Below are 21,469 nucleotides of genomic sequence, written 5' to 3'. Positions count from 1 at the left end.
ATGAGTCATAAATCAAGCTCATTAAAACAGTTAGCGCTCCAAAAGTTTAAAAAGAACTTTTGGGGCGTTTTTAGTTTTTACTTTATCGTATTCGTAGGCTTAGTGTCTGTATTTGCTTATGTTTTTGCGCCAGATGATTCGCAGTATGCAAACCAAATGCATTTGTCAATTCATTCTAAGAAGCCAGGTTTTAAAATTGAAATCCTAACCATTCCATCGCAATTAGAAAATCATCAAAGTTGGTTGAGTAAAGTATTTTTCGGAAAGAAAAATACCGATACCGAAGTTCCTATTTCAAAATATTCGATAAAAGAAAATCTGTTAATGTATAAAGAATATGCAGCAGATGGTTTAGAAGGTGTTGAAAAAACAATCCCATTAAGTCTATTTCCAAATGGTAAAACAGATCATTACATAAAAGAAAAAGCCTTTCCTTTTGGTACAGATAAATATGGCAGGGATTTGTTAAGTCGTGTATTGGTTGGCGCCAGAATTTCTTTTTTTATAGGATTTGTGGCCGTTTTTATTTCGTTACTAATTGGAGTTTTTATGGGCAGTGTTGCAGGCTATTTTGGAGGAAAAGTTGATGCTGTTATTATGTGGATTATTAATGTTACTTGGTCCATTCCAACCTTATTGCTGGTTATTGCTATAACACTGGCTTTAGGCAAAGGCTTTTGGCAAGTGTTTATTGCTGTAGGACTTACTATGTGGGTTGAAGTGGCTAGAGTAGTGCGTGGTCAAATAATTAGTGCCAAAGAAATGCAATATGTAACGGCAGCAAGAGCTTTAGGGTTTAACGATTTTAGAATTATTACCAAGCATATTTTGCCCAATATAATGGCACCAGTTATTGTGATTTCGGCAGCTAATTTTGCAGGAGCTATTTTAATAGAAAGCGGTCTTAGTTTTTTAGGTATTGGAGCGCAACCGCCCATGTCAAGTTGGGGCGCCATGATTAAAGATCACTATAATTATATTATACTAGGAAAACCGTATTTAGCTATTATACCGGGACTTTGTATTATGAGTTTGGTAATGGCGTTTATGTTGATTGGCAATGCACTTAGGGATGCATTGGATGTTAAGAATTAGTAAGAATGGCGGGAGAGCAAGCAAAATAGTGCTACAAATTAAAACTTAAGAATTTTATTTTAAGCTAATTCGTTATCATATTGGCATTCAAAGAATCTATATACCCTAAAACATCCTCTTTACCAATATCTTTAGAAGAAGAGGTTATAAAGTAGTTTGGCATTTCTTCCCAAGTTTCTAAAAGAATCGTTTTGTAAGCTTCCACGTGATTGTCAATCGCTTTTGGCTTTAGCTTATCCGCTTTAGTAAAAATAATAGAAAATGGTATCCCATTTTCACCCAGCCATTGCATAAATTCTAAATCTATAGGTTGTGGGTTATGTCTAATATCTACTAAAACAAATGCCGTGACAAGCTGTTCACGTAAGCCAAAATATTGCGTTATAAATTTTTGGAATACTTTTTTAGAGCTTTTTGAAACACGCGCATACCCATAACCTGGTAAATCTACCAAATGCCAGTTTTTATTAATTAAAAAATGGTTTATTAGTTGTGTTTTTCCAGGTCTACCAGACGTTTTTGCTAAACTTTTCCGACTGGTTAACATGTTTATAAGGGATGATTTACCAACATTACTTCTACCAATAAAAGCATATTCCGGCAACATGCTTTTTGGGCATTTTGCAACATCAGAATTGCTCATTACAAACTCGGCAGATTTAATCTTCATATTTTTGTTATTCCCAAGACTAGTGCTGAACTTGTTTCAGTAAGGTCGAGAATTTCATTAATTGGACTTGGTTTTTTTAATAAAACTTGATTTAACGGATTTTTAAAACCTAAAACCCTCTCTTGTTCAACCACTCATGCATGACTTCATTGAATTCATCCGGATGCTCCATCATAGCGGCATGACCGCATTTGTCTATCCAATACAAGTCAGAGTCAGGTAGTAATTCGTTAAATTCTTCAGCAACTTCAGGAGGAGTTACATTGTCATTTTTACCCCAGATAATACAAGTTGGTGTATTCATATTAGGTAAATCTTTTGCCATATTATGTCTTATGGCACTTTTGGCAATGGCAAGTGTCTTTATAAGTTTGTTGCGATCGTTTACAGTTTCGTAAACTTCATCAACAATCTCTTTAGTGGCCACTTCAGGATCGTAAAAAACTTCCTGGGCTTTCTTTTTAATCACTTCATAATCACTACGCTTTGTATATCCACCACCCATGGCGCTCTCATAAAGTCCTGAGCTGCCAGTAATAATTAGAGCTTTTACTTTTTCAGGGTATAATTTTGTGTGATATAAACCGATGTGTCCGCCAAGCGAATTTCCTAGTAAAATAACGTCCTTAAAACCTTTAAATTCTATAAAATCATGTAAATACTTAGCAAAGCTTTTTACATTGGTTTTTAACAAAGACATTGTGTAGATAGGCAATTCCGGAATAATGATTTTATAGTCTTTTTCACTAAAAAAATCCGAGACGGCATTAAAATTACTTAATCCACCCATAAGGCCGTGTAATACTATAATAGGCGTGCCTTCTCCAGCTTCAAGGTAATTATATTCTTTTTCCTTTTTTAAACGATACATCATTATTTGTTGGTCACTGCATTAAAAACAAATATAGTTAATTCATTCATATTTTAACTATATAAATTATTTGGCAAAAATAATACTTTCTATAAGGAATGTTGATAAAAGATATGTTATTAAATTTTTGACTTTAACATCTTGATAGTAAGAGTTCAGTGCCTTTTTTTTAGGTCCAAAACGTTTTTAACCCCCATTTAGTCGAAAAATTATTAACAAAGTGGTATAAAGTGGTAAAATGTGGTATATTTTTCAATATATTTGAAAATTAAACGTTAAAATTTCAACAAACTGCTTTGGACTTAATAACAGGGACATACGATTGTAAAGTTGATGCAAAAGGAAGGTTGATGATGCCTGCTGCTATAAAAAAGCAGTTGTCTTCTATTCTACCTGACGGTTTTGTATTACGTCGTTCTGTGTTTCAGAAATGCCTGGAGTTGTATCCAATGGGAGAATGGCAGATTTTAATGCAGAAAATGAATAAGCTTAATAAGTTTAAAAAGAAAAACAACGATTTTATTCGCAGGTTTACTGCGGGGGCAAAAATGGTTGAAGTAGACATTAACGGGCGTTTGTTAATTCCAAAAGACTTAACCGTGTTTGCTGGTATTTCGAAAAATATAGTGGTGGCTTCGGCTATAAACATAATCGAAATTTGGGATAAAGATTTATATGAACAAGCTATTGATGATGCGGCTATAGATTTCGCGGATTTAGCAGAAGAAGTAATGGGACAAGACGACGATGACAATGGAATATCATAACCCGGTATTATTGAAAGAAACCGTAGATGGTTTGGCTGTCAAAGAAGATGGTGTTTACGTAGATGTAACATTTGGAGGTGGTGGTCATAGCAAGGAAATATTGAGCAGGCTTGGCGAAAATGGAAAGTTGTTTGCTTTTGATCAGGATGAAGATGCTCTTGGAAATGCGATTGATGACCCGCGGTTTACATTAATTCATGAAAACTTCAGATATATAAAACGGTTTTTGCGCTTTCATGGTGTAAAGCAAGTAGATGGGGTCTTAGCGGACTTTGGAGTTTCTTCGCATCAATTTGATGTTGCCGAGCGAGGGTTTTCTACACGTTTTGAAGCGGACTTAGATATGCGTATGAATCAGCAAAATGAGTTGTCTGCTTTTCATGTGGTAAACGAATATGAAGAAGAGCAATTAAAACAAGTGTTTTTGCAGTATGGAGAATTACGTGCAGCTCCAGCCATGGCAAGATTAATAGTTGAGTATAGAAGAACAGAACCGATAATAACTAGTGAGCAATTAAAAAGTGTGTTGAGGAAATTTTTACCACCACGACATGAAAACAAGGTGTTGGCTCAGATTTATCAAGCTATCCGAATAGAAGTAAATCAAGAAATTGAAGTTTTAAAAGAGTTTTTAGAACAAACACCTGAAATTTTGTTTAAAGGTGGTCGGTTAAGTTTTATATCCTATCACTCTCTGGAAGATAGGTTGGTGAAACGTTTTATTAGAAATGGGATGTTTGAAGGTGAGCCTGAGCGAGACATGTTTGGGAATTTTGAAGTACCATTAAAAAAGGTGAATGGTTTGATTGTGCCATCAAAAGAGGAAATAAATATGAATAGTAGAGCTAGAAGCGCAAAGTTGCGAATTGCGGAAAAAATATAGTGAAAATTTCCCCTTAGGGGAAATGTCCGTAGGACAATGGGGCTAATGAAAAAAAACATCTATAACATATTAAAAGGAACTTTCTTGGTAAGTGATGATTCTTTTAAGAATTGGAGGTTTATCATTTTTATTTCTGTTTTAGCAATTATAATGATAGCAAGCTCGCATAGTGCAGATAAAAAAGTATATGAAATTGCCCGATTAAAAAATGAAGTTAAAGAAATGCGTTCGGCATTTGTTGATGGGCGTTCCAAGCTTATGAGGCTTAAAATGGAGTCAGCAGTTATTAGGAAAATGAAAGAAAAAGGTATATCGCCATCGGTGATCCCGCCTAAAAAAATAAAAGTAAAACCTCAAAAATAAAGCGAGTCTTTGGCAGTAAAAGAGAAAGACATATTAAACCGATTGTATTTTATAGCAGGATGTATGTTCGTCTTTGGGCTTGCTGTGATGTTTAAATTGTTAAGCATTCAGTTTTTGCAAGGAGATAAGTACCGGTCTTTAGTCGATAAAAGAGATATTCAAGATATTACTATTCCAGCAAACAGAGGCAATGTATATGCTAACGATGGTAGTTTGTTGGCTACATCCATCCCTAAATATAACATAGCGATAGATGCTGTAACCTCACAGCGGAAAACCTTCGAAGAATTTATAAAGCCGTTATGCGATTCTCTTTCGGGTTATTTAGGGAAATCTTCAAGCTATTATGAGAGAGAAATAAGAAAAGCTAGGTTAAATAAGAATCAATACTACCTATTAGTTAAAAATATTAATTACACAGATTATGTACGGTTTAGAAATTTTCCGCTTTTAAAACGGGGCGCTATTTCTGGAGGATTGATTGTTGAACAAAAAACGAAACGAGAGTTTCCTATGGGTAGCATTGCAAGACGTACTATTGGGTATGAGCGATTTGATGAAGATGGGAATGTAACCAGGCCAGGTATTGATGGTGCTTTTGGACTAAAATACTTAAGAGGAACAGACGGCATAAGAAAAAAACAGAAAATAGGTAATGGTAAGTGGAAGCCAATGACCGATCATAATCAAGTGGAGCCAAAAGATGGTTATGATGTATATACAACCATAGATGTTAATATTCAAGATATTGCTCACCATGCACTTTTAAAACAGCTAAATAAGTATGAAGCTGAACATGGTTGTGTGGTGGTTATGGAAGTGAAAACAGGAGAAGTTAGAGCTATTTCAAATTTGGGTAGAACCACTAAAGGGGTGTATTATGAAAAATTAAATTATGCAGTAGGGGAAAGTCATGAGCCAGGTTCTACGTTTAAGGTAATGGCGATGATGGCAGCTTTAGAAGATCGAGTTATTGATACGTCTACAATTGTTGACACTAAAAAAGGTAGAAAAAGATTTTATGGTAGATATATAAATGATTCTCATCATGGGGGGTATGGCGAAATTTCGGCAGCTCGCGCGTTGGAGGTTTCTTCTAATATTGGTTTGGCAACTATAATAGATAAGCACTATTCCGATAATCCTAAAAAATTTATAGAAAGACTTAAAGAATGGAGCTTGAACAAACCTTTAGGTGTTTCTATTATAGGAGAAGGAGAGCCTGATATTCCTGAGCCAGGTGATAAAAAATGGAGTAGAAATGCACTGCCTTCCATGGCATATGGTTATAATTTAGAGTTAACACCACTTCAAACCTTGGCTTTTTATAATGCTATAGCAAATAATGGGGAGCTAGTTAAGCCAAGGTTTTTAAAAGCAGTAAAGGAATTTGATGAAGACATAGAAACCTTCGATAAAGAAGTGATCAAGAAAAAGATTTGCTCTGATGAAACTCTAAATAAGATACGAGAAATTTTAAAAAATATAGTGGTTAGGGGTACAGGAGAAAAACTGTACTCTGAAAATTTCTCAATGGCTGGAAAGACAGGGACTGCAAGAACCGAATATTGGATGAAAGGCTGGGAAGATGATAAAAGATATATATCCTCATTTTCTGGATATTTTCCTGTAGAAAACCCAAAATATTCATGCATAGTGGTTATTCATAAGCCAAGTACAGAAGTTGGGTTTTATGGCGCAGATGTTACAGGGCCAGTATTTAAAAGAATAGCACAAAAAATATATACAGATACTCCTAGGATTGATGAGGTGAGATCTCTTAAAGTTAAGGTGGCTTCGGCAGAAAAAGAATATGAAAGTTTTTATAAGACAGCAAGCACTTATAGGACGATAATGCCAAATGTCATTGGTTTACCTGCAATGGATGCTTTAGCGCTTTTAGAGAATATGGATGTTAATATAAAAGTGAAGCTTAGCGGGAATGGTGTTGTGAAATCGCAATCTGTTAATAAAAGCGAAAAATTAAAAGACAATCAAATAGTGGTTTTAAAAGCATCATGATGGTATTAAAAGACATATTGTATAAGGTAAGTATTAACGCGGTAGTAGGTAGTACAAGCGTTAGTGTTGGTGCTGTTGATTTTGATTCTCGGAAAATTACAAGTGGAGGTTTGTTTGTTGCTATTCGTGGAAACATTGCAGATGGTCATGATTTTATTGATGTCGCCATAAATAATGGAGCTATTGGAGTTGTATGTGAGACATTGCCAGCAACATTAATGGATGGTGTTACTTATGTAGAAGTTGGTAATTCCAGCAGGGCTTTAGCTATGATAGCCTCAAATTATTATGAGGCTCCATCAGAAAACTTAAAACTTGTCGGAGTTACAGGAACCAATGGAAAAACAACTATAGCAAGTTTATTGTATCAATTATTTAAAAAAGCAGGTTACAAGGTAGGATTATTATCGACAGTGAAAATAATGGTTGATAATACGGAGTATAAAGCAACGCATACAACGCCTGATTCATTAACTATAAATAAATATTTAAAGGAGATGAATAGTACAGGGGTCGAATTTTGTTTTATGGAAGTGAGTTCTCATGGAATTCATCAACACAGAACAGAAGGGCTGTATTTTGAAGGTGGCATTTTTACCAATTTATCTCACGATCACTTGGATTACCATAAAACATTCTCGGAGTATAGAGACGTTAAGAAAGCATTTTTTGACGGACTTTCAAAGGAAGCTTTTGCATTAGTGAATGTCGATGATAAAAATGGGCTCATTATGCTCCAAAATACAAAAGCTAAAAAACTTACCTATGCTTTAAAGGGCTATGCAGATTATAAGGCTCAAATTTTAGAAAACCAATTTAGCGGCCTATTGCTTAAAATAAATGATAGTGAGGTTTGGGCTAGGCTTATAGGAGGTTTTAATGCATACAATATATTGGCAATTTATGCTACCGCTGAATTGTTAGGTTTAGAAAAGGTTGAAATATTGCGCTTAATAAGCGAATTGGATAATGTAAGTGGGCGATTCCAGTATTTAATTTCTGATGAAAAAATTACAGCTATAGTAGATTATGCGCATACGCCAGATGCATTGAAAAATGTATTAGAAACTATTAATAGTATTAGAACTAAAAATGAAGAATTAATAACAGTAGTTGGCTGTGGGGGCGATAGAGATAAAACCAAACGCCCAAAAATGGGACATATAGCTTCGGCTTTAAGTACAAAAGTCATTTTTACAAGTGATAATCCGCGTAGCGAAGTTCCAGAAGATATTCTTAACGATGTAGAAAAAGGTGTTGAACCCCAGAATTATAAAAAAACATTAACTATAGTAGATAGAAAGCAAGCCATAAAAACAGCTTGTCAATTGGCCCAACCGAACGATATTATTTTAATAGCAGGAAAAGGGCATGAAACATATCAAGAAATTAAAGGCGAGCGCTTTGATTTTGATGATTATAAAATAGTACAAGAATTTTTAAAGCAAATACAAAAATAACATGTTGTATTATCTATTCGATTATTTAGAAAAACAGTTTCAATTTCCTGGAGCAACTCTTTTTGGTTTTTTAACTTTTAGAGCTGCTTTAGCAATGATTTTGTCGCTGCTTATTTCAACAATATATGGAAAACGGATTATTCGTTTTTTGCAAAGACAGCAAGTAGGTGAAACCATTAGAGATCTGGGGTTAGCTGGACAGCAAGAAAAGGCAGGAACACCTACTATGGGAGGTGTTATTATAATTCTGGCGACTTTAATTCCTGTGTTATTATTGGCGAAACTGGAAAATATTTACATCATTCTATTGATAGTGACAACACTTTGGATGGGTGTTATTGGTTTTATTGATGATTACATTAAAAAATTCAAAAATGACAAAGAAGGTTTAAAAGGACGATTTAAGATTCTTGGGCAAGTGGGGCTTGGTATTATAGTTGGGGCAACTTTGTTTTTTCATTCTGATGTTACCATGAAAGAAAAGCTTCCGGTGGCTGAGCAACAAATTCTTTTAGCCGAAAATCCAAAAGTGGAAGCTTCAAAATTATTTAAGGACGAAATAAAATCAACAAAGACTACAATCCCTTTTGTAAAAGGAAATGAATTTGATTACGCAGATTTAGTAACATGGATAAGTCCGAGTTTAGGAAAGTATGCATGGATTATTTTTATTGTGATAGCCATTCTTATAATTACGGCTGTTTCAAACGGTGCGAATTTAACAGATGGTATTGATGGTTTAGCAGCAGGAACCTCGGCAATAATAGTCCTTACTTTGGGGATTTTTGCATGGGTTTCAGGTAATATCATCTTCTCAGATTATCTCAATATCATGTATATCCCACGAGTAGAAGAAATTACGATTTATATCGCTGCTTTTGTAGGGGCATTAATAGGCTTCTTATGGTATAATACATTCCCGGCTCAAGTTTTTATGGGAGACACAGGAAGTTTAACTATTGGTGGTATAATCGCAGTGATAGCTATTGCAGTTCGTAAAGAATGGCTAATTCCAGTGCTGTGCGGTATCTTTTTAGCTGAAAACCTATCAGTAATCATGCAGGTGAGCTGGTTTAAATATACTAAGAAAAAATATGGAGAAGGACGTCGCATTTTCAAAATGTCACCACTTCACCATCACTATCAAAAATCAGGATACCATGAAAGTAAGATTGTAACCCGATTTTGGATTATAGGTATTCTGTTAGCGATTCTTTCAATTGTAACATTGAAAATACGATAAAATTCCTGCCTTTGCAGGAATCTCACAATCGTGAAAAAGAGAAATAGAGTTAAAAAAGTGATAAAAGAAATTTATATAAAAACAATTGATAAAAACAGAGTGGTAAGTCATTACCCTCTGGGGAAGGGTTTAGGATGGGGCGTTTAGTCATATTAGGAGGAGGAGAAAGCGGTGTTGGTACGGCGCTTCTTGGGAAAGAAAAAGGCTATGATGTTTTTGTTTCAGATAGAGGAATAATTAAAGAAACATATAAACAAGTTCTTATACATAATGAGATTGAATGGGAAGACGGAAAACATTCTGAAGATAAAATTCTGAATGCAGATATCGTTATGAAAAGCCCGGGCATACCAGATAAAGCGCCTCTAGTAAAACAAATTCATGATAAAGGAATGTTAGTGGTATCTGAAATTGAATTTGCATCAAATTTCACTGACGCTATTATAGTTGGGGTTACAGGAAGTAACGGAAAAACAACAACGTCATCCTTGGCACATCATATTTTAAAGCAAGAATTAAATGTGGGGTTAGCGGGCAATATAGGAGATAGTTTTGCTAAACAAGTTTTAGAAGAGGACTTTGAAAATTATGTGTTAGAGATTAGTAGTTTTCAATTAGATGATATCGTCAATTTTAAACCACATATAGCTGTCATCACTAATATAACACCCGATCATTTAGATAGATATGACTATCAATTTGAGAAATATATCGTATCAAAATTCCGAATAGCAATGAATCAAACTAAAGATGATTATTTGATTTATGATGCAGACGATAAAGTCATAGAAAATCATCTAAAAAATAACCCAGTTCAATCAACATTATTACCATTTTCATTAACAAAAAACATCGAGAATGGTGCTTGTTTAGAAGATAATAAGATCAAAATAACAATAAATAACAACCAAATAATTATGCCAACAACAAATTTAACATTAGAGGGAAAACACAATATAAAAAATGCTATGGCTGCTTCGACGGTTTCGCATTTACTTAAAATTAGAAAGCAAACCATAAGAGAAAGCTTAGAGAATTTTCAGGGCGTTGAGCATCGTTTAGAACAGGTTTTAAAAATTAATAAAGTTCAATACATAAACGACTCTAAGGCAACTAATGTTAATGCTACATATTATGCGTTGGAGAGTATGGATTCGCCTACTGTTTGGATTGTAGGAGGAGAAGATAAGGGAAACAATTATGAAGAATTATTTCCTTTTGTAAATGAAAAAGTGAAGGCCATTATCTGTTTAGGAGTTGATAATGAAAAGCTAATGAGAACTTTTGAAGGTATGGTAGATATTATTGTTGAAACACAATTTATGAGTGAGGCTGTGAAAATTGCTTATAAAATTACAGAAGCAGGAGACAGTGTTTTATTATCGCCAGCATGCGCAAGTTTTGATTTATTTCAAAACTATGAAGATCGAGGACGTCAATTTAAAAATGCCGTAAGAAATTTATAATCACTTGTCATTCCTGAGAAGGCAGGAATCTACAAGTAATAAAGTATAATTAAATAACAATATTCTTCCCTTAGGGAAGATGTCCAATAGGACAGATGGGATGCAAACAGTATTTAAAAACATAAAAGGAGATCGATTGATTTGGGCCATAGTAACGTTGTTGGCTATAGCGTCGTTTTTACCTGTTTATAGTGCTGCAAGTGATTTGGCATATGTCAAGTATAACGGCAATACGTTTATTGCATTCGTAAAGCATTTTATGCATTTGTTTTTAGGGTTTGCTATTATGTATGGCGTTCATAAAATACCATATCGATATTTTAAAGGCTTGTCTTTAGTTATGATTCCAATAGTTTTGGTGTTGTTGATTATTACGATGTTGCAAGGTACGGTAATGGGAGGTGCTAGCGCTAGCAGGTGGATTAAAATACCTATTGTTGGTATGTCCTTTCAAACATCAACTTTTGCATCAGTTGTACTTATGGTGTATGTAGCGCGATACATGTCTAAAATTAAAGATATCGATATCACATTAAAGAAGTCCATTTTACCGCTTTGGATACCCGTATTCTTAGTTTTAGCGTTGATCTTGCCATCTAACTTTTCAACAGCGGCTATTATATTTTTAATGGTCATATTCTTGGTTTTTTTAGGCGGGTATCCCATACGTTATTTAGGCGTTATATTAGGTTCAGGCTTGTTGGCACTAGTCTTCTTTGTGATGTTTGCCAAATTAACAACAGGACCATTACATGTTAAAGTAACAACATGGGAAAATAGAATAAAAAACTACTCGAATAGCGAAGATACTGAAGCTGATTATCAAATAGAAAAAGCAAAAGTAGCTATAGCATCAGGTAGGGTTTTTGGTGTAGGGCCAGGTAAAAGTATCCAAAAACATGCCTTGCCACAATCATCATCAGATTTCATTTTTGCAATTATTATTGAAGAATATGGCTTAATAGGAGGGTTAACAATTATGATTCTTTATATGTGGTTGTTGTTTAGAATTGTTATTGTATCTCAAAAATCGGATACCATATTTGGTAAGCTTTTAGTGTTAGGTGTTGGGTTGCCAATAGTATTTCAAGCATTAATTAATATGGCCGTAGCTGTAGAGTTGTTTCCAGTAACAGGGCAAACATTGCCATTGGTAAGTAGTGGGGGGACATCAATTTGGATGACCTGTTTGGCTATTGGAATTATTCTAAGTGTGAGTGCTAAACGAGAAGAAATTAAAGAACAAGAATTAAAAGAAGATAATCCATTAGAAATTTTATCGGAAACTATCTGATTTTGGATTTACGATTTTTGAATTACGATTTGTGAGATGAAACAAATACTAAAAATAGAACAAATAAAAAAAGATAAAACTGTTTTAAGATTGAATTTAGAGTTTTTCAAATAAACATTTGTGAATTAGTGGCGAAAAAAGAAACATATAAAATCATATTATCTGGAGGAGGAACAGGAGGGCATATTTACCCTGCCATTGCTATTGCTAATGAGTTAAAGTCTCGTTTTCCGGATGCAGAGTTTCTATTTGTGGGGGCAAAAGATAGAATGGAGATGGAAAAAGTGCCACAAGCTGGATATGATATTAAAGGACTCTGGATTTCTGGAATTCAGCGTAAGCTAAGTTTAAAAAATCTGGTGTTTCCTTTTAAATTAATGAGTAGTCTTTGGAATGCGAGAAGAATAATAAAATCGTTTAAGCCAGATGTAGCGATAGGGACGGGGGGCTTTGCTAGTGGACCACTGTTGTATGTAGCGGCATCAAATAAAATACCAAGTTTAATACAAGAGCAAAATTCGTATCCTGGGATTACCAATAAGTTATTGTCTAAAAAAACACAAAAAATATGTGTGGCCTATGATGGTCTGGAACGTTTCTTTCCTAGTGAAAAAATTATAAAAACAGGGAATCCAGTACGTCAGGACTTATTAGATGTAGATAGTAAAACAGTTGAAGCTAAAGAGTTTTTTAATCTAAAGCATGGAAAATATACACTATTGGTCTTAGGAGGAAGCTTGGGGGCAAGAAGGGTGAATGAGTTGATCGAGAATAAACTAGATTTTTTAGATACGCAAAATATTCAAATAATATGGCAGTGTGGTAAGTTGTATTATCAGCAGTATAAAATTTATAATAATACAAAGCATGTACAGGTTTATGAATTTTTAAATAATATGGATTTTGCTTATGCCGCAGCAGATATTGTCATATCTAGAGCGGGAGCAAGTTCGGTTTCAGAATTGTGTATAGTAGGTAAACCAGTTATTTTTATTCCATCTCCAAATGTAGCAGAAGACCATCAAACAAAAAATGCGATGGCGATTGTAGATAATGATGCGGCGATGTTAATTAAAGAATCGGATTTGGATGTGGATTTTGAAAACAAGTTCTCGCAACTTGTAGCATCTCCTGAAAAGCAAAAAGAATTAGGAGACAACATAAAAAAATTGGCATTGGTGAATGCCACAAATCAAATAGTGGACGAAGTAGTAAAGCTTTTGAACAAAGAATAAATGAATTTGAGGAACATACATAATATTTATTTTATAGGTATCGGAGGTATCGGGATGAGTGCTTTGGCTCGTTATTTTCATGCTAACAATAAACGTGTTGTGGGCTATGATAAAACCCAAACTGAGATAACAGATAGTTTAGTCGCTTTGGGTATTGAGGTTCATTTTGAGGATGCAATAGATAATATTCCTGTTTCCTTTTTAGATGTTGAAAAAACACTGGTAGTTTACACGCCGGCAATTCCTGAGAATCATTTGGAATTAAGCTATTTTAATACCCATGAATACCGAGTATTAAAGCGTTCACAAATTTTGGGATTAATAACAGAAAATACATTTTGTTTAGCTGTTGCAGGTACTCATGGAAAAACAACTACAACAAGTATTTTGGGGCATTTAATGAACGAGTGTGATGTGCCTTTAACTGCTTTTTTAGGAGGAATAAGTGAAAATTACAATTCTAATTTAATATTAAATGGCACAGAGGTTTCTGTAGTCGAGGCAGATGAGTTCGATCGATCTTTCTTGACCTTATCTCCAGATTTTGCTTGTATTACATCTATGGATGCAGACCATTTAGATATTTATGGAGACCCTTCAGAATTAAAAAAATCATTTGAAGATTTCTCAAAAAGATTAAAATCTAATGGGAAATTATTTGTTATAAATGGTTTGCCGTTACAAGGTATTACTTATGGTATAGAGGATCATTCAGATTACTCAATTCAGAATATAAAAATTGAAAACGGGCGCTATGTTTTTGAAGTAAAAACACCAAAAACAATCCTCAAAAATGTGCAATTTGGCTTGCCTGGCAGACATAACCTGTTGAATGCATTAATAGCTTTGGCAATGGCTTTAGAATACGGTTGTTCTGCTGTTCTGCTTGTTAAAGCTTTGGCCTCTTATAAAGGTGTAAAACGCAGGTTTACCTATCATATAAAAACCGATGATTTGGTTTTTATAGATGATTATGCACATCATCCAAAGGAAATTAATGCCGTACATCAAGCTGTTAGAGAAATGTATCCTAACAAAAAGGTATTGGCTGTTTTTCAGCCACATTTGTATAGCAGAACACGTGATTTTATAGATGATTTTGCTGTAAGCTTATCACAGTTTGACGAATTGATATTACTAGATATTTATCCAGCTAGAGAGTTGCCAATTGAAGGCGTAACATCAACATGGTTATTAAATAAAATAAATAATAAAAATAAGCAGTTGGTAAGTAAACAAGAATTGTTGTCTGCTATTCACGATAGTGATGCGCAAATTATACTAACAATAGGAGCTGGAGATATTGGAGAACAAGTGAAACGTATTAAAAAAGAATTTAGTATTGCGGGTTAATTGGGGTTACATAAAGATGTTTGTTTTATTGGTGCTAGTAAGCCTTTTGTTCGCTTTTGCATCACAAAGAAATGCTGTAAGAAAAGTGTCAGGTCCAAACGTGACGTTTATCGGAGAAAATAACTTATTCGTTACAAATGAAACTGTTAGTAAATTGTTAATACAAAAATATGGTGGTGTTAAAAATGTACCCAAAGAAACTTTAGATTTGAATGAGCTAGAAAACACCCTGAAATCTAATCCAATGATTAAAACAGCAGAAGTGTATGTTGCTGTAAATGGCACACTTAATGCTGAAATAGAACAAAAAACACCAATAGCACGAGTAAGTACAAATGCGTCTTATTATGTTGATGACGAAGGTTCTTACATGCCATTGTCTAATAATTATTCAGCAAGAGTACCATTAGTCACGGGTTATGTTGAAAAGAATAATTTAAATAGGATTCATAAGATTGCTATTAAAATTATGAAGGATGAATTCTTGAAAAAAAATGTGATAGAAATTCATCAAAGTATAAATAAAGTTGTGTCTTTAAAATTAAGACACTGCAATTTTATAGTACAATTAGGGGATGTAAGTTTTTTAGATAAAAAGATTAATAATTTAAAGGCGTTTTATCAAAAAAATCTGAAAGAGAAAACACTAAATAATTATAGTAAAGTCAATTTGCAGTTTGACAACCAAGTAGTATGTACCAAAATATAAGCCATGGAGCATAATTTAGCAGTAGGATTAGACATAGGAACCACAAAGATTGTGGCCATGATTGGACGTAAAAATGAATACGGTAAAGTTGAAATTTTAGGAATAGGTAAATCTAAAAGTCTAGGAGTGCACCGTGGTGTTGTAAATAATATTACGCAAACCATTCAATCTATACAACAAGCTGTTCAAGAAGCAGAAGTTTCTGCTGAAATGAAAATAGAGGGCGTTACTGTTGGTATTGCTGGACAGCATATTAGAAGCTTACAACACAGTGACTATATAACAAGACCAAATTCAGAGCATGTTATAGATGATGAAGATATTGATAGATTAATAAATCAAGTGCATAAATTGGTTATGCTTCCTGGGGAAGAAATTATTCATGTATTACCACAAGAATATAAAGTAGACGGTCAAGCAGAAATTAAGGAGCCAATAGGAATGTACGGAGGCCGATTAGAGGCTAATTTCCATGTGGTTGTGGGGCAAGTGTCTTCAATTAGAAATATTGGACGCTGTGTACAGAGTGCAGGTTTGAATTTAGAAGGTATCACATTAGAGCCATTAGCTTCTGCAAATGCAGTTTTGAGTCAAGAAGAAAAAGAAGCAGGTGTAGCGCTTATAGATATAGGTGGGGGAACAACAGATTTAGCCATTTTTAGAGATGGTATTATTCGTCATACCGCTGTGATTCCTTTTGGAGGTAATGTGATTACTGAAGATATAAAAGAAGGGTGCTCCATCATTGAAAAACAAGCAGAATTATTAAAGATAAAATTCGGTTCTGCATGGCCAGGAGAAAATAAAGATAACGAAATAGTATCTATACCAGGGTTACGAGGCAGAGAACCAAAAGAAATTACGTTAAAGAACCTTTCAAAAATAATACATGCTCGTGTAGTTGAAATTGTTGAACAAGTATATGTTGAAATTAAAAATTATGGACACGAAGAGCAAAAGAAAAAATTAATAGCAGGTATTGTATTAACAGGTGGTGGTAGCCAGTTAAAACATTTAAAGCAATTGGTAGAGTACATAACAGGAATGGATACCAGAATAGGATATCCAAATGAGCATTTAGCAGGAGATAGCGATGACGATATTACAAGTCCATTATACGCAACAGCCGTAGGGCTGGTTTTAGATGGTTTAAAACGTCAGGAAAGAAAAAAGCTAGAGCAAGATGAGCATGCTGTTGAAGAAACCGAAGAAGAAAAACCAATTGAAGACATTAAAGAACAACCAGTGAAAGAGCGCCGTTCTTTTTTAGATAAGTTAACCGAGCGCGTTAAAGATTTTTTAGATAACGCAGAGTAGAATGAGTGTATTAAAATGGTTTAACAGATCATTTTAATAAAAGCATATAGAGATAATCCATTGAATTAAAAAATAAAGTATAAAACCTCAGTAAAATAGAATTTATGAGCAGCAAAGAAGAATTCGAAAGCATTGCATTTGATTTGCCTAAAAATCAATCAAATGTTATTAAAGTTATTGGTGTTGGAGGAGGAGGCAGTAATGCTATTAATCACATGTTCCAGCAAGGTATTAAGGGTGTTGATTTTTACATATGTAATACCGATGCGCAAGCACTTCAGAATAGCGGTGTTCCTAACAAAATCCAATTAGGTGTAAACCTAACCGAGGGGTTAGGAGCAGGTGCAAATCCAGATATAGGAGAACAATCGGCCGTTGAGAGTTTCGATGATATCTCTCAAATGTTGGATTCTAATACAAAAATGGTATTTATAACCGCTGGAATGGGTGGTGGTACAGGTACAGGAGCTGCTCCTATAATTGCTAAAATGGCTAGAGAATTAGACATTTTAACAGTTGGTATTGTAACCATGCCATTTCAGTTTGAAGGCAGAATGCGTATTGAGCAATCTCAAAAAGGGATTGAAAAGTTAAGAGATGTTGTAGATTCTTTAATAGTAATAAATAATAATAAACTTCGTGAGGTTTATGGTAATCTTGGTTTTAAAGCAGGGTTCTCTAAAGCTGATGAAGTGCTATCTACGGCTGCTCGTGGTATAGCTGAAGTTATTACACATCACTACACACAAAATATTGATTTACGTGATGCCAAAACAGTATTGAGTAATAGTGGAACAGCTATTATGGGGTCTTCTTTGGCTTCAGGCCAAAATCGCGCTCAAGATGCCATTCGCAAAGCATTAGATTCACCATTATTAAACGATAATAAAATTACAGGAGCTAAGAATGTATTGTTGTTAATTGTTTCTGGTTCTCAGGAAATTACTATTGACGAAATAGGAGAGATCAACGATCACATTCAAAATGAAGCAGGACATGGCGCCAATATTATTATGGGTGTTGGTGAAGATGAGTCTCTAGAAGAATCTATTGCTGTAACTATTATTGCAACCGGATTTAATATTGAACAACAAGATGAAATTTCCAATACAGAAACTAAAAAGGTAGTACACTCGCTTAGTGAAGATCAGGATTTGAACCCTAAAGAAAAAGAACCAGCAATTATTGCACCGGTCATTGAGTTGGAAAAGAAGAAGGAACCACCAATAGTTCGTCATACTTTAGATTTAAACACTGAAGATGAAGAAGAGAACGACAGTTTAAAAAAACGTCCAATAGACAAACAAAAATCAGTTGACTCTACTAAAAATATAGACCTCATACCAACATCAGAAATTATTAAAAATATTGATGTAGTCTATGAGGAAGTGACTGCTAATTTGGAAGATGATGATGAAGATTTTATCATTAAACCAGTTACAAGAATGTCTGATGATGTTGAAGATATTACCGATGTTGAAATTATTTCAGATTATATTGAAGAAGAGCAACAAATTACTTTAACTTTTGACTTACCGTTGTCATCAGAAGATGATAATCAAGAGACAAAAGAAGAAGATATTATTTCTCATCAATTAGCCGATGATGATATCAAAAAAATACCAGTGAATGACTACGTAGAGGTTGTTCCTGTTACAGAAACTAGTGAAAATGGAGATATCCGTTATGCGCTGGATGATTATGTTGAGGTAGAATCTTCAATTAACAAAAAGAAAACGGCATCTAATGAAGTTTTGGAAGAAGTAGATAGTGATGTTGTTTTTGAAAAAAAGGTTACGAAAGATGAACCTGCTTTAAAAGAAGAAACAACAGAAGAAATTGATCCAATAAATACACCAATTTCTGAGTTACTTAAAGAGCGGGCTGAAGAACGTAGACGTAAAATGAAGGACTTTAATTATAAATTCAACAACGCAAAGATTGATGATATAGAAAAAGAACCTGCTTATAAACGTCAAGGAGTTGATTTAAATGAAGCTAAACATTCTTCAGAAACAGATATGTCTAGGACGAGTATAGGATTGGACGATAATGATGATATACAATTAAGAAGCAATAATTCGTTTTTACACGATAACGTGGATTAAACAGAACACTGGCCTAATTTTGTTATGAACCCGAAAAGCACCCCTCAGCTTTTCGGGTTTTTTATTAGCCCATCTTCCGTCTTCCCAAAGGGAAGAAACTTTTTTCGTTTTATAAATCTTTTTAACTGAAAACTGTAGACTGAAGACTGCATACTTTTTTATATCTTCGCAGTCAAATAAATATAACCATGGGTTTACAACAAGATGTCATGTCGGCTTTAAAAGAAGCAATGAAAGCTAAAGATCAAACAGCTTTAACAGCTTTACGTGCTGTGAAATCTGCTATTTTATTGGCACAAACTGAAAGTGGTGCAAAGGAAGATTTAACAGAGGAGCAAGAACTTAAAATACTTCAAAAACAAGTAAAACAACGAAGAGATAGTGCTGCTATATACATAGAGCAAGGAAGAGAAGACCTAGCAGCTCCGGAATTAGCAGAGGCAGATGTTATTGCACAATTTTTACCTGAAGCCTTAACTGATGAGGAAATTGAGAAAGTAGTTGTTACAACTATCGATGAAATAGGTGCAGAGGGTATGAAAGATATGGGAAAAGTTATGGGGATTGTTAGTAAAGAGTTAGCAGGACAAGCTGATGGTAAAACGATTTCAAATATTGTAAAATCTAAATTGTCTTAAAAAATAATAAGATTCCTGCCTAACGCAGGAATTAATGGCTGCGTAGTTCAACTGGATAGAATATCAGATTTCGGCTCTGAGGGTTGGGGGTTCGAATCCCTTCGCGGTCACAAATAAACAAAAAATGCATACGTCAAATCAAGATTGCTTGAATTTGTAGTATGCATTTTTTGTTTTCAAAGCAGAGCTTTGATTCACCACCTCGAGTAACTTCTTCATATTTATACCATGTCTTGTTTGGAATTACTGTAAAATAAAATAATGATTTTTTGCTTTATACAAAATATAAAAATAAAGTATAGCCTAAGTTACGGTTTCTTTTTCTATTGAAGTAGAAGGCGAAAAAGGGTGTTTTATTACGGTTATTTTAAATGAGAATTGGTATTATAAGTAAACATTTAAATAATAAATCAAGCCCGTTTGAATTTGCAACGTGCTTTTTGTTTTTAAAGTCATTCTTTTTCATAATTTATGTTTATGTTTTTCATAAATTATATAAATAAAAATTTATGATAACTTTTTTAGATATTTGTGTTAGATATAAATAACACGAACATGGAAAATGATGTATTACTATAAGAATTAAGTTCGAAAAACATCAACATAGATTAAGAATAAGTAATGTGAAATAAAAAATATAAATTATGAAAATAAAAATCTTTCTTTTAATTGGTGCGTTAGGATTATGCTCCAGTTGTGCAGTAATAAAACCAGGTGAAGCTGGGGTTAAGCAAACATTAGGTAAATTTTCAAATGAAGTATCAACTCAAGGGACTGTGCTCTATAATCCCTTAGTAAGCAAAGTGATAAAAGAATCAACGCAAACCAAAAATATAAAGCTTATTCTGACTTTACCTAGTAAAGAAGGGCTTAGCGTAAATTCTGAAATTTCTATTTTATACCGTTTAGAACAAAACAAGATTCCTTCAGTATTAGAGAATTTAGGACAAGGGTATGAGTCTATAATCACTAGTGTATTTAGATCGGCTTCTTCAGATGTATGTGCTCAATTTTATGCTAAAGACATGCATTCCGGAATGCGAGCAAAAATTGAAGAAGAAATCAAAAATAAAATGGAAGTAAATCTTAAAAAACAGGCAGATGGTATTGAACTAATTGCCGTTTTGATGAAACGTATACAATTACCAATGGGGCTTGCCAATTCTATAGAACGAAAATTACAGGCAGAACAAGATGCTATGAGAATGGAGTTTGTGCTACAACAAGCTAAATTAGAAGCAGAAAGAAAAGTAATTAATGCAAAAGGAGAGCGAGATGCTCAAAAAATACTTTCAGAAGGGTTAACACAGGAAATCATTAAAATTAGAAGCATAGAGGCGTTTAATAAACTATCTGAATCTACGAATAGTAAAATTATTATTACGGATGGAAAAACACCTCTGTTAATTAATTCAGATGATTAGACTTGGAGCGTTTATAAAATTATTTTAAAATATACAGACTATGGAATTAATAAATAAAGCATTGGAATTTGAAAAAAGAAAGATGGGTAATATGAGTACTAGCGATCGAGTTGCAGCTTCAAGAGAAGCAAAATCACTAGTATTGAGTATTAACGAAATTTATAAAAAAACTAAAGATCAATACTTGATGGATATTATGAAGCTGGTAACTAATAAAAAACGTAAGATAGATAAGCGATTAAAAGGCTTTTCTGCTATTTAAAATAACGTCAGTTTCGATTTAATTTTTTTATAAAAACGATAATTAAATATTTGATTTTTAGGTATTTGTCATTTAGGCAGAGCGAAGTATTAGCCTTTCGACTTCGCTCAAGATAAACTTTCGAGAAATCTCATAAGGATAGGATTCAAACAAAAAATTTCCGTGGCTCAAACGAGGATAGTTCATTTCAAGAGATTCTTTATTTTAAAAGAAAAACTATTAACTAGAATTTATACAAGACGATTCGCTGCCAATTGTGCTTTAGGCAAAGATGAAAAGAACTTATTTA

At 33.8% G+C, this 21,469-nt stretch carries 19 protein-coding genes and 1 tRNA gene; 18 read left to right on the top strand and 2 right to left on the bottom strand.

The window, feature by feature from the left end; translation table 11 throughout:
• Entirely contained in the window at positions 1-1,095 is a 1,095-nt protein-coding gene (locus tag Q4Q34_RS03075) for an ABC transporter permease (RefSeq protein ID WP_303317013.1), read from the top strand.
• Positions 1,096-1,159: 64 nt separating this feature from the next.
• Here Q4Q34_RS03075 and yihA read toward each other — a convergent pair whose 3' ends face one another.
• Both yihA and Q4Q34_RS03065 read right to left on the bottom strand, forming a co-directional pair.
• On the bottom strand, positions 1,160-1,765 hold the full coding sequence (gene yihA, locus Q4Q34_RS03070; RefSeq protein WP_303317014.1) for a ribosome biogenesis GTP-binding protein YihA/YsxC: 606 nt from the start codon (positions 1,763-1,765) through the stop codon (positions 1,160-1,162).
• A 109-nt stretch (positions 1,766-1,874) separates the two neighbouring features.
• The gene (locus Q4Q34_RS03065) at positions 1,875-2,639 is read right to left on the bottom strand and encodes an alpha/beta fold hydrolase (RefSeq protein WP_303317015.1); all 765 of its coding nucleotides are present in this window, start codon (positions 2,637-2,639) and stop codon (positions 1,875-1,877) included.
• A gap of 293 nt (positions 2,640-2,932) precedes the next feature.
• Here Q4Q34_RS03065 and mraZ point away from each other — a divergent pair, with 293 nt between their 5' ends.
• The 17 genes from mraZ to Q4Q34_RS02980 all read left to right on the top strand — a co-directional run bounded on the left by mraZ (position 2,933) and on the right by Q4Q34_RS02980 (position 21,180).
• Complete coding sequence (gene mraZ / locus Q4Q34_RS03060; protein ID WP_135876541.1) at positions 2,933-3,403, top strand: division/cell wall cluster transcriptional repressor MraZ; 471 nt, start codon at positions 2,933-2,935, stop codon at positions 3,401-3,403.
• Positions 3,390-4,286 (top strand): 16S rRNA (cytosine(1402)-N(4))-methyltransferase RsmH, encoded by an 897-nt coding sequence (rsmH, locus tag Q4Q34_RS03055; protein WP_303317016.1) that lies wholly within the window; start codon positions 3,390-3,392, stop codon positions 4,284-4,286. Before mraZ ends, rsmH begins: the two co-directional genes overlap by 14 nt.
• Before the next feature lie 45 nt (positions 4,287-4,331).
• On the top strand, positions 4,332-4,649 hold the full coding sequence (locus Q4Q34_RS03050) for an FtsL-like putative cell division protein (RefSeq protein WP_303317017.1): 318 nt from the start codon (positions 4,332-4,334) through the stop codon (positions 4,647-4,649).
• A 63-nt stretch (positions 4,650-4,712) separates the two neighbouring features.
• Positions 4,713-6,671, top strand: a complete 1,959-nt coding sequence (locus Q4Q34_RS03045; RefSeq protein WP_303317514.1) for a penicillin-binding protein — start codon at positions 4,713-4,715, stop codon at positions 6,669-6,671.
• Positions 6,668-8,131 (top strand): UDP-N-acetylmuramoyl-L-alanyl-D-glutamate--2,6-diaminopimelate ligase, encoded by a 1,464-nt coding sequence (locus Q4Q34_RS03040; protein ID WP_303317018.1) that lies wholly within the window; start codon positions 6,668-6,670, stop codon positions 8,129-8,131. The genes Q4Q34_RS03045 and Q4Q34_RS03040 overlap by 4 nt, the downstream gene beginning before the upstream one ends.
• Before the next feature lies 1 nt (position 8,132).
• A complete protein-coding gene (gene mraY, locus Q4Q34_RS03035) occupies positions 8,133-9,374 on the top strand; it encodes a phospho-N-acetylmuramoyl-pentapeptide-transferase (protein WP_303317019.1) in 1,242 nt (413 codons plus the stop codon).
• A 134-nt stretch (positions 9,375-9,508) separates the two neighbouring features.
• Positions 9,509-10,840 (top strand): UDP-N-acetylmuramoyl-L-alanine--D-glutamate ligase, encoded by a 1,332-nt coding sequence (gene murD / locus Q4Q34_RS03030; RefSeq protein ID WP_303317020.1) that lies wholly within the window; start codon positions 9,509-9,511, stop codon positions 10,838-10,840.
• A gap of 100 nt (positions 10,841-10,940) precedes the next feature.
• Entirely contained in the window at positions 10,941-12,134 is a 1,194-nt protein-coding gene (locus tag Q4Q34_RS03025; RefSeq protein WP_303317515.1) for an FtsW/RodA/SpoVE family cell cycle protein, read from the top strand.
• 128 nt (positions 12,135-12,262) lie between these two features.
• Positions 12,263-13,369, top strand: a complete 1,107-nt coding sequence (gene murG, locus Q4Q34_RS03020; protein ID WP_303317021.1) for an undecaprenyldiphospho-muramoylpentapeptide beta-N-acetylglucosaminyltransferase — start codon at positions 12,263-12,265, stop codon at positions 13,367-13,369.
• Entirely contained in the window at positions 13,370-14,722 is a 1,353-nt protein-coding gene (gene murC / locus Q4Q34_RS03015; RefSeq protein WP_303317022.1) for a UDP-N-acetylmuramate--L-alanine ligase, read from the top strand.
• A 16-nt stretch (positions 14,723-14,738) separates the two neighbouring features.
• Positions 14,739-15,431 (top strand): cell division protein FtsQ/DivIB, encoded by a 693-nt coding sequence (locus Q4Q34_RS03010; RefSeq protein ID WP_303317023.1) that lies wholly within the window; start codon positions 14,739-14,741, stop codon positions 15,429-15,431.
• Between the two features lie 3 nt (positions 15,432-15,434).
• Positions 15,435-16,748: a cell division protein FtsA gene (gene ftsA, locus Q4Q34_RS03005; RefSeq protein WP_303317024.1), complete on the top strand. Its 1,314-nt coding sequence runs from the start codon at positions 15,435-15,437 to the stop codon at positions 16,746-16,748.
• A gap of 104 nt (positions 16,749-16,852) precedes the next feature.
• Complete coding sequence (gene ftsZ / locus Q4Q34_RS03000; RefSeq protein ID WP_303317025.1) at positions 16,853-18,856, top strand: cell division protein FtsZ; 2,004 nt, start codon at positions 16,853-16,855, stop codon at positions 18,854-18,856.
• Between the two features lie 188 nt (positions 18,857-19,044).
• Positions 19,045-19,494: a GatB/YqeY domain-containing protein gene (locus Q4Q34_RS02995; RefSeq protein ID WP_303317026.1), complete on the top strand. Its 450-nt coding sequence runs from the start codon at positions 19,045-19,047 to the stop codon at positions 19,492-19,494.
• Between the two features lie 36 nt (positions 19,495-19,530).
• Positions 19,531-19,604, top strand: a tRNA-Arg gene (locus Q4Q34_RS02990).
• A 534-nt stretch (positions 19,605-20,138) separates the two neighbouring features.
• On the top strand, positions 20,139-20,918 hold the full coding sequence (locus Q4Q34_RS02985; RefSeq protein ID WP_303317027.1) for a prohibitin family protein: 780 nt from the start codon (positions 20,139-20,141) through the stop codon (positions 20,916-20,918).
• A gap of 40 nt (positions 20,919-20,958) precedes the next feature.
• Entirely contained in the window at positions 20,959-21,180 is a 222-nt protein-coding gene (locus Q4Q34_RS02980; RefSeq protein WP_303317028.1) for a hypothetical protein, read from the top strand.
• Positions 21,181-21,469 lie beyond the last annotated feature (289 nt).

Source organism: Flavivirga abyssicola, assembly GCF_030540775.2.
GTDB classification, from domain to species: Bacteria; Bacteroidota; Bacteroidia; order Flavobacteriales; family Flavobacteriaceae; genus Flavivirga; species Flavivirga abyssicola.
The sequence above is the reverse complement of the archived record's forward strand: the minus strand, read 5'-3'. Positions and strand labels throughout refer to the sequence as shown.

Coding starts and splice junctions, on each gene's coding strand:
- Q4Q34_RS03075 (WP_303317013.1), top strand. CDS start 1: ATGAGTCATAAATCAAGCTCATTAAAACAGTTAGCGCTCCAAAAGTTT.
- yihA (WP_303317014.1), bottom strand. CDS start 1,765: ATGAAGATTAAATCTGCCGAGTTTGTAATGAGCAATTCTGATGTTGCA.
- Q4Q34_RS03065 (WP_303317015.1), bottom strand. CDS start 2,639: ATGATGTATCGTTTAAAAAAGGAAAAAGAATATAATTACCTTGAAGCT.
- rsmH (WP_303317016.1), top strand. CDS start 3,390: ATGGAATATCATAACCCGGTATTATTGAAAGAAACCGTAGATGGTTTG.
- Q4Q34_RS03050 (WP_303317017.1), top strand. CDS start 4,332: ATGAAAAAAAACATCTATAACATATTAAAAGGAACTTTCTTGGTAAGT.
- Q4Q34_RS03045 (WP_303317514.1), top strand. CDS start 4,713: ATGTTCGTCTTTGGGCTTGCTGTGATGTTTAAATTGTTAAGCATTCAG.
- Q4Q34_RS03040 (WP_303317018.1), top strand. CDS start 6,668: ATGATGGTATTAAAAGACATATTGTATAAGGTAAGTATTAACGCGGTA.
- mraY (WP_303317019.1), top strand. CDS start 8,133: ATGTTGTATTATCTATTCGATTATTTAGAAAAACAGTTTCAATTTCCT.
- murD (WP_303317020.1), top strand. CDS start 9,509: ATGGGGCGTTTAGTCATATTAGGAGGAGGAGAAAGCGGTGTTGGTACG.
- Q4Q34_RS03025 (WP_303317515.1), top strand. CDS start 10,941: ATGCAAACAGTATTTAAAAACATAAAAGGAGATCGATTGATTTGGGCC.
- murC (WP_303317022.1), top strand. CDS start 13,370: ATGAATTTGAGGAACATACATAATATTTATTTTATAGGTATCGGAGGT.
- Q4Q34_RS03010 (WP_303317023.1), top strand. CDS start 14,739: ATGTTTGTTTTATTGGTGCTAGTAAGCCTTTTGTTCGCTTTTGCATCA.
- ftsA (WP_303317024.1), top strand. CDS start 15,435: ATGGAGCATAATTTAGCAGTAGGATTAGACATAGGAACCACAAAGATT.
- ftsZ (WP_303317025.1), top strand. CDS start 16,853: ATGAGCAGCAAAGAAGAATTCGAAAGCATTGCATTTGATTTGCCTAAA.
- Q4Q34_RS02995 (WP_303317026.1), top strand. CDS start 19,045: ATGGGTTTACAACAAGATGTCATGTCGGCTTTAAAAGAAGCAATGAAA.
- Q4Q34_RS02985 (WP_303317027.1), top strand. CDS start 20,139: ATGAAAATAAAAATCTTTCTTTTAATTGGTGCGTTAGGATTATGCTCC.
- Q4Q34_RS02980 (WP_303317028.1), top strand. CDS start 20,959: ATGGAATTAATAAATAAAGCATTGGAATTTGAAAAAAGAAAGATGGGT.